Below are 13,898 nucleotides of genomic sequence, written 5' to 3'. Positions count from 1 at the left end.
GGTAATGATCATCGGCGGTAACCTGTATGTAGAAGCGCTGTTCGACAGCGCGACCTCGACCATCAGCTACCTGGTCATGGACCAGGCCAGCGCGCACTGCGCCCTGATCGACAGCGTGCTGGACTATGACCCCAAGGCCGGGCGTACCGATACCGCCTCGGCCGACAAGCTGATCGCCCGGGTACGCGAGCTGGGTGGCCAGGTGCAGTGGATACTCGAGACCCATGTGCACGCCGATCACCTCTCTGCTGCCGCCTATCTCAAGCAGGCGCTGGGTGGCCAGGTGGCCATCGGCAGCCGCATCACCCAGGTGCAGAAGGTGTTCGGCACGCTGTTCAATGCCGAACCCGGCTTTGCCCGTGATGGCAGCCAGTTCGATGTGCTGCTGGACGACAACGGCGAGCTCGCCCTTGGCACGCTCAAGCTGCTTGCCTTGCACACACCAGGGCATACCCCGGCCTGCATGACCTACCTGGTACAGGCCGGTGACGAGTGCGTCGCGTTCGTCGGCGACACCTTGTTCATGCCGGATTACGGCACGGCCCGCTGCGACTTCCCCGGGGCCGATGCGCGCACCCTGTACCGCTCGATCCAGCGCATCCTGGCCCTGCCGGATGCCACCCGCCTGTTCATGTGCCACGACTACCTGCCCGGAGGCCGTGCGTTGCGCTACATGACCACGGTGGGCGAACAGCGCGCCAGCAACATTCACATTCGCGACGGCATCAGCGAGGACTGCTTCGTGGCCATGCGCGAAGCCCGTGATGCCACCCTCGACATGCCGCAACTGATCCTGCCCTCGGTGCAGGTGAACATGCGCAGCGGCCAGTTGCCCGAGCCGGAAGACAACGGTGTGCGCTACCTGAAGATCCCGCTCAACAAGCTCTGAACCTGCTGCACCAGAATTATTATTAAAGGACGTACTGCCATGCCTGCCCCCTCCTCTGCCGCTGCCCGCGAGGTCAGCCACCACAAGGTGCTGATCGTCGGCGCCGGTGCCGCCGGAATCGCCACCGCCTCCAGCCTGCTGGCGCGTGATGCCTCGCTGGATATCGCGATCATCGACCCCGCCGACGTTCACTACTATCAACCTGGCTGGACCATGGTCGGCGCGGGCGTGTTCCGTGCAGCGTCCACCGCCCGCACCCTGGCCTCGACCGTGCCGGCGGCGGTCAGGTGGATCAAGGCCGCCGTGCGACAGTTCGACCCCCAGGCGCAGACCGTCAGCCTGGATGACGGGCGCCTGGTGAGTTACGAACAGCTGGTGGTATGCCCCGGGCTGCGGTTGGCCTGGGACGCCATCGACGGCCTGGTCGAGACCCTCGGCCAGAACGGCGTGACCTCCAATTACCGCTACGACCTGGCGCCCTACACCTGGCAGCTGGTGCAGGGCCTGAAGGAAGGCCGCGCCGTGTTCACCCAGCCACCTATGCCGATCAAGTGCGCCGGTGCTCCACAAAAAGCCCTGTACCTGTCGTGCGACCACTGGCTGCGCAGCGGGCGCCTGGGGGCGATCCAGGCGCAGTTCTTCAACGCCGGCAACGTGCTGTTCGGTGTCGCCGACTATGTGCCGGCGCTGATGGAATACATTGACCGTTACGGTGTGGACCTCAACTATTCACACCGGCTGGTGGCAGTGGACGGGTCGGGCAAGCGCGCGACCTTTCTGCGCACCCTGCCCGACGGCAGCAGCGAAACCGTGGTGCAGGCATTTGACATGCTGCATGTGGTACCGCCGCAGGTTTCGCCGGACTTCATCCGCAACAGCCCGCTGGCCGATGCGGCCGGTTGGCTCGAGGTCGACCCGGCCACCCTGCGCCATGCGCGCTACGGCAACATCCATGGCCTGGGCGATGTGATCAACACCAGCAATGCCAAGACGGCCGCCGCTGCCCGCAAGCAGGCGCCGGTGGTGGCCAACAACGTGCTGGTGGCACTGGGGCGCCTGTCCCGTCTGGCCGAATACGACGGCTACGGGTCGTGCCCGCTGACGGTGGAACGCGGCAGGATCGTGCTGGCCGAGTTCACCTACGGCGGCAAGCTGGCACCGAGTTTTCCGCGCTGGTTGCTCGACGGGCGCAGGCCAACGCGCCTGGCCTGGCTGCTCAAGGCGCGGATACTGCCGCCGCTGTACTGGCGCTGCATGCTCAAGGGGCGCGAATGGCTGGCCAAGCCGGTTGCGCGACTGCGTGAGGCGCGCCAGTGACAGAGCATGAACTGGTCGGCGCCGGTCTGGGCGCCCTCATTGGCATCATCCTGGCCCTGACGGGCGCCGGTGGCGGCATTCTTGCGGTGCCGCTGCTGGTGTTCGGCCTGGGCCTGAGCATGGTCGAGGCGGCCCCGGTCGGCCTGCTGGCGGTGGGCCTGGCGGCAGGTGTAGGTGCGGTGCTGGGGCTGCGTCAGGGGCTGGTGCGCTACCGGGCCGCGCTGTTCGTCGCGCTGATCGGCATGTGCGCTACCCCCTTCGGCCTGCTGCTGGCGCATCGCCTGCCCAATGCACCGCTGGCGCTGGGGTTCAGCGTGGTGCTGGTGTATGCCTGCGCACGCATGCTGCGCAAGGCCCGGCGCGAGCTGCGGGGCGAGCCGCCCTGTGCGGATCGTGCCCTGCAGCCCTGTGTGCTCAACCCGTTGCAGGGGCGCTTGCGCTGGACCCTGCCCTGCGCCCGCGCGTTGGCCTTCACCGGCTTGCTCAGCGGCCTGCTGTCCGGCCTGCTCGGGGTCGGTGGCGGGTTTGTGATCGTGCCTGCCCTGGGGCGCTACACCAACCTTGAGATGAAAAGCATCGTCGCCACGTCGCTGGCGGTGATCGCCCTGGTGTCGCTGGGCAGCGTGTTGAGCGCCAGCCTCAGCGGGGTGATGCACTGGGGTGTCGGCGTGCCGTTTGCCGGCGGTGCGGTGGCGGGCCTGGTGGTTGCGCGCCAGTTCGCCCACCGCCTGGCCGGGCCGCGTCTGCAACAGGGCTTTGCGCTGGTGGGGATAGCGGCTGCCCTGTTGCTGGCGGTCAACACCCTGGCGCGCTGAACGCCGCTCACTCGGCGAGCAGTTCGCCCTGCTCGTCGGCGCACAGCGCCAGCAGGTAGTCCCACACTACCCGCAGGCGCACCGACTTGTGCAGTTCGCGCCGGGTGCTGATCCAGTAGCTGCGCTGGATGGTTTCGCTGGGCAGCACGCGCACCAGGTGCGGGTCGTGGCGGGCCATGTAGTTGGGCAGTACCGCGATGCCCAGCCCGGCACGCGCCGCATGCTGCTGGGCGATCACGCTGGTGCTGCGAAACACCACGTTCGGTGCGCGGCAGAAGCTGTTGAGAAACAGCAACTGCTGGCTGAACAGCAGGTCGTCTACGTAGCCGATCCAGCTGTGCCGGGCCAGGTCTTCGCGGCTGTTGAGCGGCGCAGCCCTGGCCAGGTACTCGGGGCTGGCATACAGCGCCAGGCGGTAATCGGTGAGTTTTCGCGTGATCAACAGGTCGGCATGCGGGCGTTCCAGGTGAATGCTGATCTCTGCCTCGCGGTTGATGATGCTGACAAAGCGCGGCACTGCAACCAGCTCCACCTCCAGCCCGGGGTAGCGTTCGAACAGGCTGCCCATGCGCGGGGTGAAGAACATGATGCCGATGCCCTCGGTCACCCCCAGGCGAATCTTGCCCAGCGGCGTGATGGCCTGGGTGATCTCCTCCTGCGCCAGCAAGGCGACGTTCTCCATGGCTTCGGCGTGCTTGAGCAGGGCCTGCCCGGCCGGGGTCAGTTCATAGCCCTGGGCGTGCTGCACGAACAGTGCCGTGCCCAGGCTGCTCTCGATGCTCTCGATATGCCGGGCCACGGTGCTATGGGTGGTGTTGAGGCGCTTGGCGGCGGTCAGCAGGCGGCCGCTACGCTGCAACTCGAGAAAAAACCGCAGGTCATTCCAGTCGAACATGCTTTTCCTTGTGAATCAGAGGTTCACTTGCGTTGTTCTAAAACGCACAGCCGTTGCGTGAAATCTAACGTGTTCAACTCGAAAATAATCAATAACACTGGCCTGGACAAGAATAAAAATCAGGCGCGAGGTCTTCATGGCACCAGCCGATCATTCCTACGACTACGTGGTAGTCGGTGCCGGCCCTGCCGGCTGTCTACTGGCCAATCGGCTGTCTGCCGACCCTGGCTGCCGCGTGCTGCTGCTCGAAGCCGGCGGTCGCGACAACTACCCCTGGATCCACATTCCGGTGGGCTACCTCTATTGCATTGGCAACCCGCGTACCGACTGGTGCTTCAAGACCGAAGCGCAACCGGGGCTCGACGGTCGCAGCCTGGGCTACCCACGGGGCAAGGTGCTGGGCGGGTGTTCCTCGATCAACGGCATGATCTACATGCGCGGTCAGGCCCGCGACTACGATCACTGGGCCGAACAGGGCAATCCCGGGTGGGCCTGGAATGACGTGCTGCCACTGTTCAAGGCCAGCGAAAACCATTTTGGCGGCGCCAGCGAGCTGCATGGCAACGCTGGCGAATGGCGGGTCGAACGCCAGCGCTATTCGTGGGCGATCCTCGATGCGTTTCGCGAGGCGGCAGCCCAGAGCGGCATCGCCAGCATCGACGACTTCAACGGTGGGGATAACCAGGGCTGTGGATACTTTCAGGTCAACCAGCGCAGCGGCGTGCGCTGGAATGCGGCCAAGGCATTCCTGCGCCCCGTGCGCCACCGCCCCAACCTGACGGTGCTGACCGGCGTCGAGGTGGACAAGGTGCTGCTCGACAATGGTCGCGCTTCGGCCGTTCAGGCGCGCTGGCAGGGCAGCGAACAGCGTTACCTGGCCCGCCGCGAAATCATCCTGTGTGCCGGGGCGGTGGGCTCGCCGGGCATTCTTCAACGCTCCGGCATCGGCCCGCGGCCATTGCTGGAACGCCTAGGCATCCCGGTACTGCACGAATTGCCCGGCGTGGGCGGCAACCTGCAGGATCACCTGCAACTGCGCCTGATCTACAAGGTCAGCAACGTGCGCACCCTCAACCAGGTGGCCAACACCCACTGGGGAAAACTGGGCATGGGCCTGCGCTATCTGTATGACCGCAGCGGCCCGTTGGCCATGGCGCCGAGCCAGCTGGGGGCGTTCGTGCGCTCGCACCCCGAGCAGCCCACGCCCAACCTGCAGTACCACGTGCAGCCCCTGTCGCTGGACCGCTTCGGCGAGCCGCTGCACCGCTTTGCCGCATTTACCGCCTCGGTGTGCAACCTGCGCCCGCTCAGCCGCGGGCGTGTGGATATCCGCTCGGCCAACCCGGGCGATGCACCGGTCATCGACCCCAACTACCTCAGCGAGCCTGAAGACCTGCGCGTCGCCGCCCAGGCCATCCGCCTTACCCGACAGATCGTGCAGGCCCCTGCCCTCGCCGCTTTTGCACCGGTCGAATACCTGCCAGGCGCAGCACTCGATACCGAGGAGCAGTTGCAGCAGGCTGCCGGGCAGATCGGCACCACCATTTTCCACCCGGTAGGTACCTGCCGCATGGGCAACGGCCCGCTGGATGTGGTGGACGCACAGTTGCGCGTGCATGGCGTGGCGGGGTTGCGCATCGCCGATGCCTCGATCATGCCGCAGATCACCTCTGGCAATACCTGTTCACCCACCCTGATGATCGGCGAAAAGGCCGCGCAACTGATTCTTAAGGCCGCACCCGCAGCCAGCAACAGCAGTGGCAAGACCGCGTTAGCGACGCCCTGAGGGCGGCGTGCAGTGACGTCGGCAGCAGTCGGCCGGCGACGACAGTGGAACAACAACAAGAATCACTGTGCCCGCAAGGGCCGAGGACAGCACGATGTCGGACACTCTTCAACAGCAGGGCGCTGCAGCCGCGGGCAACAGCCGCCGCGAAGAACGCAAGATCATTTTCGCGTCATCCCTCGGGACGGTTTTCGAGTGGTATGACTTTTTTCTCTATGGGGCGCTGGCGGTCGTCATCAGCAAGCAGTTCTTCGCCGGGGTCAACGACACCACGGCGTTCATCTTCGCGCTGATGGCGTTCTCTGCCGGGTTTCTGGTAAGGCCCTTCGGCGCTCTGGTGTTCGGGCGCCTGGGCGACATGATCGGGCGCAAATACACCTTCCTGGTCACCATCGTGCTGATGGGCCTGTCGACCTTTGCGGTGGGCCTGCTGCCCAACTACGCCAGCATCGGCATTGCCGCGCCGATCATCCTGGTGGTGCTGCGCATGCTCCAGGGCCTGGCCCTGGGCGGCGAATACGGCGGCGCGGCCACCTATGTGGCCGAGCACGCGCCGCCCGGCAAGCGCGGCTTTCACACCGGGTTCATCCAGTCCACCGCTACCCTCGGCCTGCTGCTTTCGCTGCTGGTGGTGCTGGGCAGCCGTTACCTCACGGGCGACCAGTTCGAGGTATGGGGCTGGCGCCTGCCGTTTTTGCTGTCGATCGTGCTGCTGGGTATCTCCACCTGGATCCGCATGAGCATGCACGAGTCGCCGGCCTTCGTGAAAATGAAAGCCCAGGGCAAGACCAGCAAGTCGCCGATTCGTGAGTCGTTCGGCTCGTGGGCCAACCTCAAGATCGTGCTCACCGCACTGTTCAGCATCAACGCCGGCCAGGCGGTGACCTTCTACACCGCGCAGTTCTACGTGCTGTTCTTCATGACCCAGATGCTCAAGATGGACCCGGCCCAGGCCAATACCCTGCTGATCATCAGCGTGGTGATCGGCGCGCCGTTCTTCGTGTTCTTCGGCTGGCTGTCGGACCGGATCGGGCGCAAGCCGATCCTGATGCTCGGCCTGCTGCTGGCCACCGTGCTGTACTTCCCGCTGTTCAAGGGCCTGAGCCACTACGCCAACCCGCAGATCGACGCGGCCAGCCGCCAGGCGCCGATCGTGGTGATGGCCGACCCGCAGGGCTGCACCTTCCAGTTCGACCCGGTGGGCAAGGCACGTTTCGACAGCACCTGCGACAAGGTCAAGACCTTCCTGGTCAAGCAGGGCCTGCCGTACAGCTCGCAATCGGTGCCTGCCGGTACCGAGGTGGTGGTGACCATCGGCGAGCAGCGTATCGACGGCTTCGACGAAGCGGCCATGCGTGCGGCCATCGAAAAGGCTGGCTACCCGGCCAAGGCAGACCCGGCCAACGTGAACCAGCCGATGGTGGTGCTGCTGATCGTGGTGATGATCCTGATCGCGACCATGACCTATGGTCCGCTGGCGGCGGTGATGGTGGAGCTGTTCCCCACGCGCATCCGCTACACCTCGATGTCGCTGCCGTATCACATCGGCAATGGCTGGTTCGGCGGCTTCCTGCCGACGGTATCGTTCGCGCTGGTGGTGTATACCGGGGATATCTTCTACGGGCTGTGGTACCCGGTGCTGATTACCGGGGTGAGCCTGGTGGTGGGGATCTTCTGCCTGAAGGAGACCAACAAGGTGGACCTGGACAAGGTGTGAAAGGGACTTAAGTAATCCACAAAAAAACCGGCCTAAAAGCCGGTTTTTTTATCGCGCGAAAAAACTTATGCACGATTTTCGCAAAACAGTCATACAGAGAAATAAGCAGTTAAATCATAAGGTTAGCGAATTTTTCTGAAAGAAATCCAAATACTGTACACACGTTATCCACAGAACGGTCAGGTCACCGGCTGGGCGTCGTCGGGGGCGTGCGCCGGCAGCGAACCGAGGTCGCGCTGGGTCTGCTCGTTCCATGCCGCCGCACGGTCGTTGAGCGCTGCGATGGCGCGTGGCCCGGTGCCTTCGGCATACATAGGCTCGCCGATCACCACCTCGATGGTGCCGGCGCGCTTGCCCAGCCTTCCTTGGGCCAGTACTTGCCGGCGTTGTGCGCGATCGGCAGCACCGGCAGGTTGGCATTAACCGCCAGCGCGGTACCGCCACGGGAGAACTTGCCGATCTTGCCGAACGGCACGCGGGTACCCTCCGGGAAGATCAGCACCCACACACCGTCCTTGAGCAGCTTGTCGCCTTCGGTGGCCACCTGCTTGAGCGCAGCCTTGGGATTGTCGCGGTCGATGGCGATGGGCCGCAGCATGGCCATGGCCCAGCCGAAGAACGGCACGTACAGCAGTTCGCGCTTGAGCACCTGGCTCAAGGGCTGGAAATAGGCGGAGAGGAAAAACGTCTCCCAGGTGCTCTGGTGATTGGAGAGGATCACGCAGGGTTGCGCCGGAATGTTCTCGGCCCCGGTGACGTTCACCCGAATGTTCAGGAAAACACGCACCAGCACCAGCGCAAAACGGCACCAGTACACATTGATGAAGCGGTAACGGGCGCGGAACGAAAGGAACGGCGCGATAAAGAAGCTCAGGGTGCACCACAGCAACGAGCTGGTACCCAGCAGCAGGTAAAAAAGAAAAATTCTGATCGCCTGCAGGATCGACATAGCGGAATGTACCGTTGCGGGCTAACCCGCCTGTGTGTGGATAAGTGCACTGGCGATCGACGCCAGGTCATCGAAAATCAGCGTTGCCTCGGGCACACCCTTGCTCAGGGTCTGCTCGCCTTTGCCGGTCCTTACCAGAACCGGTTGTGCATCGACGGCGCGCGCGGCTTCCAGGTCACCCTTGCTGTCACCCACGAACCACACCCCGGCCAGGTCGACCGCGTAATGGTTGGCAATGGTGCGCAGCATGCCCGGCCTGGGCTTGCGGCAATCGCAGCCGTCGTCCGGGCCATGCGGGCAATAGACGATCAGGCCCACCTCGCCGCCCTGCGCCGCCACCAGCTCGCGCAGGCGCGCGTGCATGGCGTCGAGGGTGGCCAGGCTGTAATAGCCACGGGCGATGCCCGACTGGTTGGTGGCCACCGCCACCGTCCAGCCGGCCTTGCTCAGCTGCGCAATGGCCTCGATCGAACCCGGGATGGGAATCCACTCGTCCAGCGACTTGATGTAGGCGTCGGAGTCCTGGTTGATCACCCCGTCCCGATCGAGAATCAGCAGCTTCACGTCCTACCCCAGCAGCGAGATGTCGGCCACGCCCAGGAACAGGCCGCGCAGGCGGCTGAGCAGGGCATAACGGTTGGCTCGCACGTTGGCGTCGTCGGCGTTGACCATCACCGCCTCGAAGAACGCATCCACCGGCTCGCGCAGCGCGGCCAGGCGCGCCAGCGACTCGCTGTACTGACGCGCAGCGGCCATCGGTTGTACCGCCTGATCGGCCTGTTGAATGGCCGAGTACAGCGAGAACTCGTTGGCGTTGTCGAAGTACTTGGGCTCTACCGAGGTCGCCACCGAACCTTCGGCCTTGCTCAGCAGGTTGGACACACGCTTGTTCACCGCAGCCAGGGCTGCGGCTTCCGGCAGCTTGCGGAACGCCTGCACGGCTTGCACGCGCTGGTCGAAGTCCAGTGCCGAGCCTGGCTTGAGCGCACGTACCGAGAGGTAGGTGGCCACGTCGATGCCTTCATCTTCGTAACGCGCACGCAGGCGGTCGAAGACGAATTCCAGCACCTGCTCGCTCAGGCCGGCAGCCTTGACCTTGGCACCGAACTGGGCGACGGCGACGTTCACCGCCTCGTTCAGGTCCAGGTCCAGCTGCTTCTCGATCAGGATACGCAGCACGCCCAGGGCGGCGCGGCGCAGGGCATAGGGGTCCTTGCTGCCGGTTGGCAGCATGCCGATGCCGAAGATGCCGACCAGGGTGTCGAGCTTGTCGGCGATGGCCACGGCCGCACCGGTCAGGGTCGAGGGCAGTTCGGCACCGGCACCGCGCGGCATGTACTGCTCGTTCAGGGCCAGGGCGACGTCTTCGGGCTCGCCGTCGTTGAGGGCGTAGTAGTAGCCGGCAACGCCCTGCATTTCAGGGAACTCGCCAACCATCTCGGTGGCCAGGTCGCACTTGGACAGCAGGCCGGCACGCGCCGCGCGCTGGGCGTCGCCGCCGATGCGCTGGGCAATGAACGCAGCCAGCTTGGCCACGCGCTCGGCCTTGTCGAACACGCTGCCCAGCTGTGCCTGGAACACCACGTTCTGCAGGCGCTCGTTGAAGCTTTCGAGCTTCTGCTTCTTGTCCTGCTTGAAGAAGAACTCGGCGTCGGTCAGGCGCGGGCGCACGACCTTCTCGTTGCCTTCGATGATCTGCTTCGGATCGCGGCTCTCGATGTTGGCCACGGTGATGAAGCGCGGCAGCAGCTTGCCGTCCACGTCCAGCAGGCAGAAGTACTTCTGGTTGTCCTGCATGGTGGTGATCAGGGCTTCCTGCGGCACCTCGAGGAAACGCTCCTCGAACGAGCACACCAGCGGCACCGGCCATTCGACCAGCGCGGTCACTTCGTCAAGCAGGGCCGGCGGCACGATCGCGGTGCCTTCCTGCAGGGTGGCCAGTTCGGCGGTGCGTTTGCTGATCAGCTCGCGGCGCTCGTTGGCGTCGGCCAGCACATAGGCAGCGCGCAGGTCGGCCAGGTAGTTGGCAGGCGAGGTGATGCGCACGGCTTCAGGGTGGTGGAAGCGGTGGCCACGCGAGTCGCGGCCGGCCTTCTGGGCGAGGATGGTGCAATCGATGACCTGGTCACCGAGCAGCATCACCAGCCACTGGGTCGGACGTACGAACTCTTCCTTGCGTGCACCCCAGCGCATGCGCTTGGGAATCGGCAGGTCGTTGAGCGAGTCTTCGACGATGGTCGGCAGCAGGCTGGCGGTCGGCTTGCCGACGATGTTCTGGCTGTAGCGCAGCTTCGGCCCGCTCTGGTCGATTTCACTGAGGTCCACGCCGCACTTCTTGGCAAAACCCAGGGCGGCCTGGGTCGGGTTGCCGTCGGCGTCGAACGCGGCCTGGCGTGGCGGGCCGTCGAGGTTGACGCTGCGGTCCGGCTGCTGGGTGGCCAGGGCGGTGATCAGCACCGCCAGGCGACGTGGCGCGGCGTACACGGTCTTGCTCTCGAAGCTCAGGCCGGCCGCTTGCAGGCCCTTGTCGATGCCGGCCAGGAAGGCTTCGGCCAGGGTGTTCAGGGCCTTGGGTGGCAGCTCTTCGGTGCCCAGTTCTACCAGGAAATCTTGAGCACTCATTGTGCAGCCTCCAGCTTGGCCAATACTTCGTCACGCAGGTCCGGGGTCGCCATCGGGAAGCCCAGCTTGGCACGGGCCAGCAGGTAGGCCTGGGCCACGGCACGCGCCAGGGTGCGCACGCGCAGGATGTACTGCTGACGCGCGGTCACCGAGATGGCGCGGCGTGCATCCAGCAGGTTGAAGGTGTGCGAGGCCTTGAGCACCATTTCATAGCTTGGCAGCGGCAGCGGCTGGTCCAGTTCGATCAGGCGCTTGGCCTCGCTCTCGTAGAAGTCGAACAGTTCGAACAGCTTGTCGACGTTGGCGTGCTCGAAGTTGTAGGTGGACTGCTCCACCTCGTTCTGGTGGAACACGTCGCCGTAGGTCACCTTGCCGAACGGGCCGTCGGCCCATACCAGGTCGTAGACCGAGTCCACGCCCTGCAGGTACATGGCCAGGCGCTCCAGACCGTAGGTGATCTCGCCGGTGACCGGGTAGCACTCGATGCCGCCGGCCTGCTGGAAGTAGGTGAACTGGGTCACTTCCATACCGTTGAGCCAGACTTCCCAGCCCAGGCCCCAGGCGCCCAGGGTCGGCGACTCCCAGTTGTCTTCGACGAAGCGGATGTCGTGCACCAGCGGGTCCAGGCCCACGTGCTTGAGCGAGCCCAGATACAGTTCCTGGAAGTTGTCCGGGTTCGGCTTCAGGACCACCTGGAACTGATAGTAGTGCTGCAGGCGGTTGGGGTTTTCGCCGTAGCGGCCGTCAGTCGGGCGACGACTGGGCTGCACATAAGCGGCGTTCCAGGTTTCCGGGCCGATGGCGCGCAGGAAGGTGGCGGTATGAAAAGTGCCGGCGCCTACTTCCATATCGTAGGGCTGAAGTACCACACAACCTTGCTCGGCCCAGTACTGCTGCAGGGCGAGGATCAGGTCTTGGAAGGTACGCACGGCTGGCGTAGGCTGGCTCACGAAATTCACCTTTTCCAGGGCTGCGAATATAAAGAGCGGGAGTATAACCCGATTCGCCCCCGCCTCTACCCTTGGAGCCTTATGCCACGCTGCTTTTGGTGTACCGATGATCCGTTGTACCAGGCCTACCACGACAGCGAGTGGGGCACGCCCCAGCGCGAGCCTGGCGCGCTGTTCGAAATGCTGCTGCTCGAAGGCTTTCAGGCCGGGTTGTCGTGGATCACGGTGCTGAAGAAGCGCGAGCGCTACCGTGAGGTGCTGTTCGGCTTCGACCCGCAGCGCCTGGCGCAGATGACCGATGCCGAGATCGAGGAGCGCATGCTCGACCCCGGCATCATCCGCAACCGCCTCAAGCTCAACGCCGCGCGGCGCAACGCCAGGGCCTGGCTGGCGCTGGACGAGCCGGCGCAGTGGCTCTGGTCGTTCGTCGGCGGGGTGCCGAAAATCAATCATTTTAGCCAGCGCAACGAGGTGCCGGCCGTGACCGACGAGGCCACGGCCATGAGCAAGGCCCTGAAGAAGGCCGGCTTCACCTTTGTCGGGCCGACCATCTGCTATGCCTTCATGCAGGCCACTGGCATGGTCATGGATCACACCACCGATTGCGATCGTTACGCCGCCCTGCGCCGCTGACGGTTACAATGCGCGGCTTGCAGAAGGAGGAACCTGCCTGTGGATAAGTTCAAGGGCGCCTTGATGGTCGGGGCGTTGCGATTGTTTGCCAAGTTGCCCTGGGGCGCGGTGCAGCGGGTTGGCGCGGCCATCGGCTGGATCATGTGGAAGGTGCCCAACAGCTCGCGCAACGTGGTGCGCATCAACCTGGCCAAGTGTTTCCCCGAGATGGACCCGGCCGAACGCGAGCGCCTTGTGGGCCGCACGCTGATGGACATCGGCAAGTCGTTCACCGAAAGCGCCTGTGCGTGGATCTGGCCGGCGCAGCGCTCCATCGACCTGGTGCGCGAGGTCGAGGGCCTGGAGGTGCTGCACGAGGCACTGGCGTCGGGCAAGGGCGTGGTGGGCATCACCAGCCACCTGGGCAACTGGGAAGTGCTCAACCACTTCTATTGCAGCCAGTGCAAGCCGATCATCTTCTACCGCCCGCCCAAGCTCAAGGCGGTGGATGACCTGCTGCGCGAACAGCGCGTGCAACTGGGCAACCGCGTGGCGGCGTCGACCAAGGAAGGCATCCTCAGCATCATCAAGGAAGTGCGCAAGGGCGGCCAGGTGGGCATTCCGGCCGACCCGGAGCCGGCGGAATCGGCGGGGGTGTTCGTGCCGTTCTTTGCCACCAAGGCACTGACCAGCAAGTTCGTGCCGAACATGCTGGCCGGTGGCAAGGCGGTGGGGGTGTTCCTGCATGCGTTGCGCCTGCCGGACGGTTCGGGCTTCAAGGTGATCCTGGAAGCGGCGCCGGATGCGATGTACAGCACCGACGTGGAGACCTCGGCGGCGGCCATGAGCAAGGTGGTGGAGCGTTATGTACGGGCGTATCCAAGCCAGTACATGTGGAGCATGAAGCGCTTCAAGAAGCGCCCGCCGGGCGAGACGCGCTGGTACTGAGTGCCCCTTCGCCGGCAATGCCGGCTCCTACAGGCGATTTGCGTAGGAGCCGGCATTGCCGGCGAATGAAGCGACGCGCGCTCAGGCCTTGTCGAGCTTCCTGAGAAACACCGTCATCTCCTTCTCCGCCTGCTTGTCCCCATGCGCCTGCGCTGCAGCCAGCCCTTCGGTCCAGGCCTGGCGCGCGCCGGCCACGTCGCCCTGCACCTGATACGCCTTGCCCAGCAGCTTCCACGCCGCCGAGTACTTGGGGTCGAACTCCACGCAGCGGCGCAGGTGCAGCGCGGCCTCTGCGCCGTTGCCCTCATCCAGCCAGGCCTTGCCCAGGCCGAAGCGCAGCAGCGAGTTATCCACACCCTTGGCCAGCATCTTTTCCAGTGATTCGCGCATTCCGGTTT

The 13,898-nt window shown here is 64.8% G+C and carries 12 protein-coding genes and 1 pseudogene; 7 read left to right on the top strand and 6 right to left on the bottom strand.

Annotation, left to right across the window (positions count from 1 at the left end; genetic code table 11):
• The first annotated feature begins 4 nt into the window (after window positions 1-4).
• From V9K84_RS21835 to V9K84_RS21825, 3 genes are read left to right on the top strand one after another with little or no spacing between them, the layout of a single operon-like run.
• Window positions 5-889, top strand: a complete 885-nt coding sequence (locus V9K84_RS21835; RefSeq protein ID WP_088514196.1) for an MBL fold metallo-hydrolase — start codon at window positions 5-7, stop codon at window positions 887-889.
• 39 nt (window positions 890-928) lie between these two features.
• On the top strand, window positions 929-2,206 hold the full coding sequence (locus V9K84_RS21830) for an FAD/NAD(P)-binding oxidoreductase (RefSeq protein ID WP_088514197.1): 1,278 nt from the start codon (window positions 929-931) through the stop codon (window positions 2,204-2,206).
• Window positions 2,203-3,021, top strand: coding sequence for a sulfite exporter TauE/SafE family protein (locus tag V9K84_RS21825; RefSeq protein WP_043862235.1), 819 nt, complete (start codon window positions 2,203-2,205; stop codon window positions 3,019-3,021). Before V9K84_RS21830 ends, V9K84_RS21825 begins: the two co-directional genes overlap by 4 nt.
• A 7-nt stretch (window positions 3,022-3,028) precedes the next feature.
• Here the strand turns inward: V9K84_RS21825 and V9K84_RS21820 are convergent, their stop codons facing one another.
• Entirely contained in the window at window positions 3,029-3,916 is an 888-nt protein-coding gene (locus V9K84_RS21820) for a LysR family transcriptional regulator (RefSeq protein WP_054916053.1), read from the bottom strand.
• A 136-nt stretch (window positions 3,917-4,052) separates the two neighbouring features.
• Here V9K84_RS21820 and V9K84_RS21815 point away from each other — a divergent pair, with 136 nt between their 5' ends.
• Window positions 4,053-5,702, top strand: a complete 1,650-nt coding sequence (locus V9K84_RS21815; protein WP_088514198.1) for a GMC family oxidoreductase N-terminal domain-containing protein — start codon at window positions 4,053-4,055, stop codon at window positions 5,700-5,702.
• 94 nt (window positions 5,703-5,796) lie between these two features.
• On the top strand, window positions 5,797-7,419 hold the full coding sequence (locus V9K84_RS21810; protein WP_043862238.1) for an MFS transporter: 1,623 nt from the start codon (window positions 5,797-5,799) through the stop codon (window positions 7,417-7,419).
• 179 nt (window positions 7,420-7,598) lie between these two features.
• Here V9K84_RS21810 and V9K84_RS21805 read toward each other — a convergent pair.
• From V9K84_RS21805 to glyQ, 4 genes and pseudogenes are all read right to left on the bottom strand, one after another.
• Window positions 7,599-8,368 (bottom strand): annotated as a pseudogene (locus tag V9K84_RS21805) (lysophospholipid acyltransferase family protein).
• A 21-nt stretch (window positions 8,369-8,389) separates the two neighbouring features.
• On the bottom strand, window positions 8,390-8,932 hold the full coding sequence (gmhB, locus tag V9K84_RS21800; protein WP_043862240.1) for a D-glycero-beta-D-manno-heptose 1,7-bisphosphate 7-phosphatase: 543 nt from the start codon (window positions 8,930-8,932) through the stop codon (window positions 8,390-8,392).
• Window positions 8,933-8,935: 3 nt separating this feature from the next.
• Window positions 8,936-10,990 (bottom strand): glycine--tRNA ligase subunit beta, encoded by a 2,055-nt coding sequence (glyS, locus tag V9K84_RS21795; protein WP_043862241.1) that lies wholly within the window; start codon window positions 10,988-10,990, stop codon window positions 8,936-8,938.
• The gene (gene glyQ / locus V9K84_RS21790; RefSeq protein WP_043862242.1) at window positions 10,987-11,940 is read right to left on the bottom strand and encodes a glycine--tRNA ligase subunit alpha; all 954 of its coding nucleotides are present in this window, start codon (window positions 11,938-11,940) and stop codon (window positions 10,987-10,989) included. The genes glyS and glyQ overlap by 4 nt, the downstream gene beginning before the upstream one ends.
• An 81-nt stretch (window positions 11,941-12,021) precedes the next feature.
• Between glyQ and V9K84_RS21785 the strand changes: the two genes are divergently transcribed.
• Both V9K84_RS21785 and V9K84_RS21780 read left to right on the top strand, forming a co-directional pair.
• Entirely contained in the window at window positions 12,022-12,573 is a 552-nt protein-coding gene (locus V9K84_RS21785) for a DNA-3-methyladenine glycosylase I (protein WP_043862243.1), read from the top strand.
• Window positions 12,574-12,612: 39 nt separating this feature from the next.
• On the top strand, window positions 12,613-13,500 hold the full coding sequence (locus V9K84_RS21780; protein WP_054916050.1) for a lysophospholipid acyltransferase: 888 nt from the start codon (window positions 12,613-12,615) through the stop codon (window positions 13,498-13,500).
• Between the two features lie 81 nt (window positions 13,501-13,581).
• On the opposite strand, the gene V9K84_RS21775 is transcribed toward V9K84_RS21780, so the two are convergent.
• Complete coding sequence (locus V9K84_RS21775; RefSeq protein WP_088514199.1) at window positions 13,582-13,890, bottom strand: tetratricopeptide repeat protein; 309 nt, start codon at window positions 13,888-13,890, stop codon at window positions 13,582-13,584.
• Between the last annotated feature and the right edge of the window lie 8 nt (window positions 13,891-13,898).

It is taken from the genome of Pseudomonas sp. AE27, from assembly GCF_037113495.1.
Lineage (GTDB): Bacteria > Pseudomonadota > Gammaproteobacteria > Pseudomonadales > Pseudomonadaceae > Aquipseudomonas > Aquipseudomonas palmensis.
This window is presented reverse-complemented; position numbering and strand designations above follow the sequence as displayed.

Coding starts and splice junctions, on each gene's coding strand:
- V9K84_RS21835 (WP_088514196.1), top strand. CDS start 5: ATGATCATCGGCGGTAACCTGTATGTAGAAGCGCTGTTCGACAGCGCG.
- V9K84_RS21830 (WP_088514197.1), top strand. CDS start 929: ATGCCTGCCCCCTCCTCTGCCGCTGCCCGCGAGGTCAGCCACCACAAG.
- V9K84_RS21820 (WP_054916053.1), bottom strand. CDS start 3,916: ATGTTCGACTGGAATGACCTGCGGTTTTTTCTCGAGTTGCAGCGTAGC.
- V9K84_RS21815 (WP_088514198.1), top strand. CDS start 4,053: ATGGCACCAGCCGATCATTCCTACGACTACGTGGTAGTCGGTGCCGGC.
- V9K84_RS21810 (WP_043862238.1), top strand. CDS start 5,797: ATGTCGGACACTCTTCAACAGCAGGGCGCTGCAGCCGCGGGCAACAGC.
- glyS (WP_043862241.1), bottom strand. CDS start 10,990: ATGAGTGCTCAAGATTTCCTGGTAGAACTGGGCACCGAAGAGCTGCCA.
- V9K84_RS21785 (WP_043862243.1), top strand. CDS start 12,022: ATGCCACGCTGCTTTTGGTGTACCGATGATCCGTTGTACCAGGCCTAC.
- V9K84_RS21775 (WP_088514199.1), bottom strand. CDS start 13,890: ATGCGCGAATCACTGGAAAAGATGCTGGCCAAGGGTGTGGATAACTCG.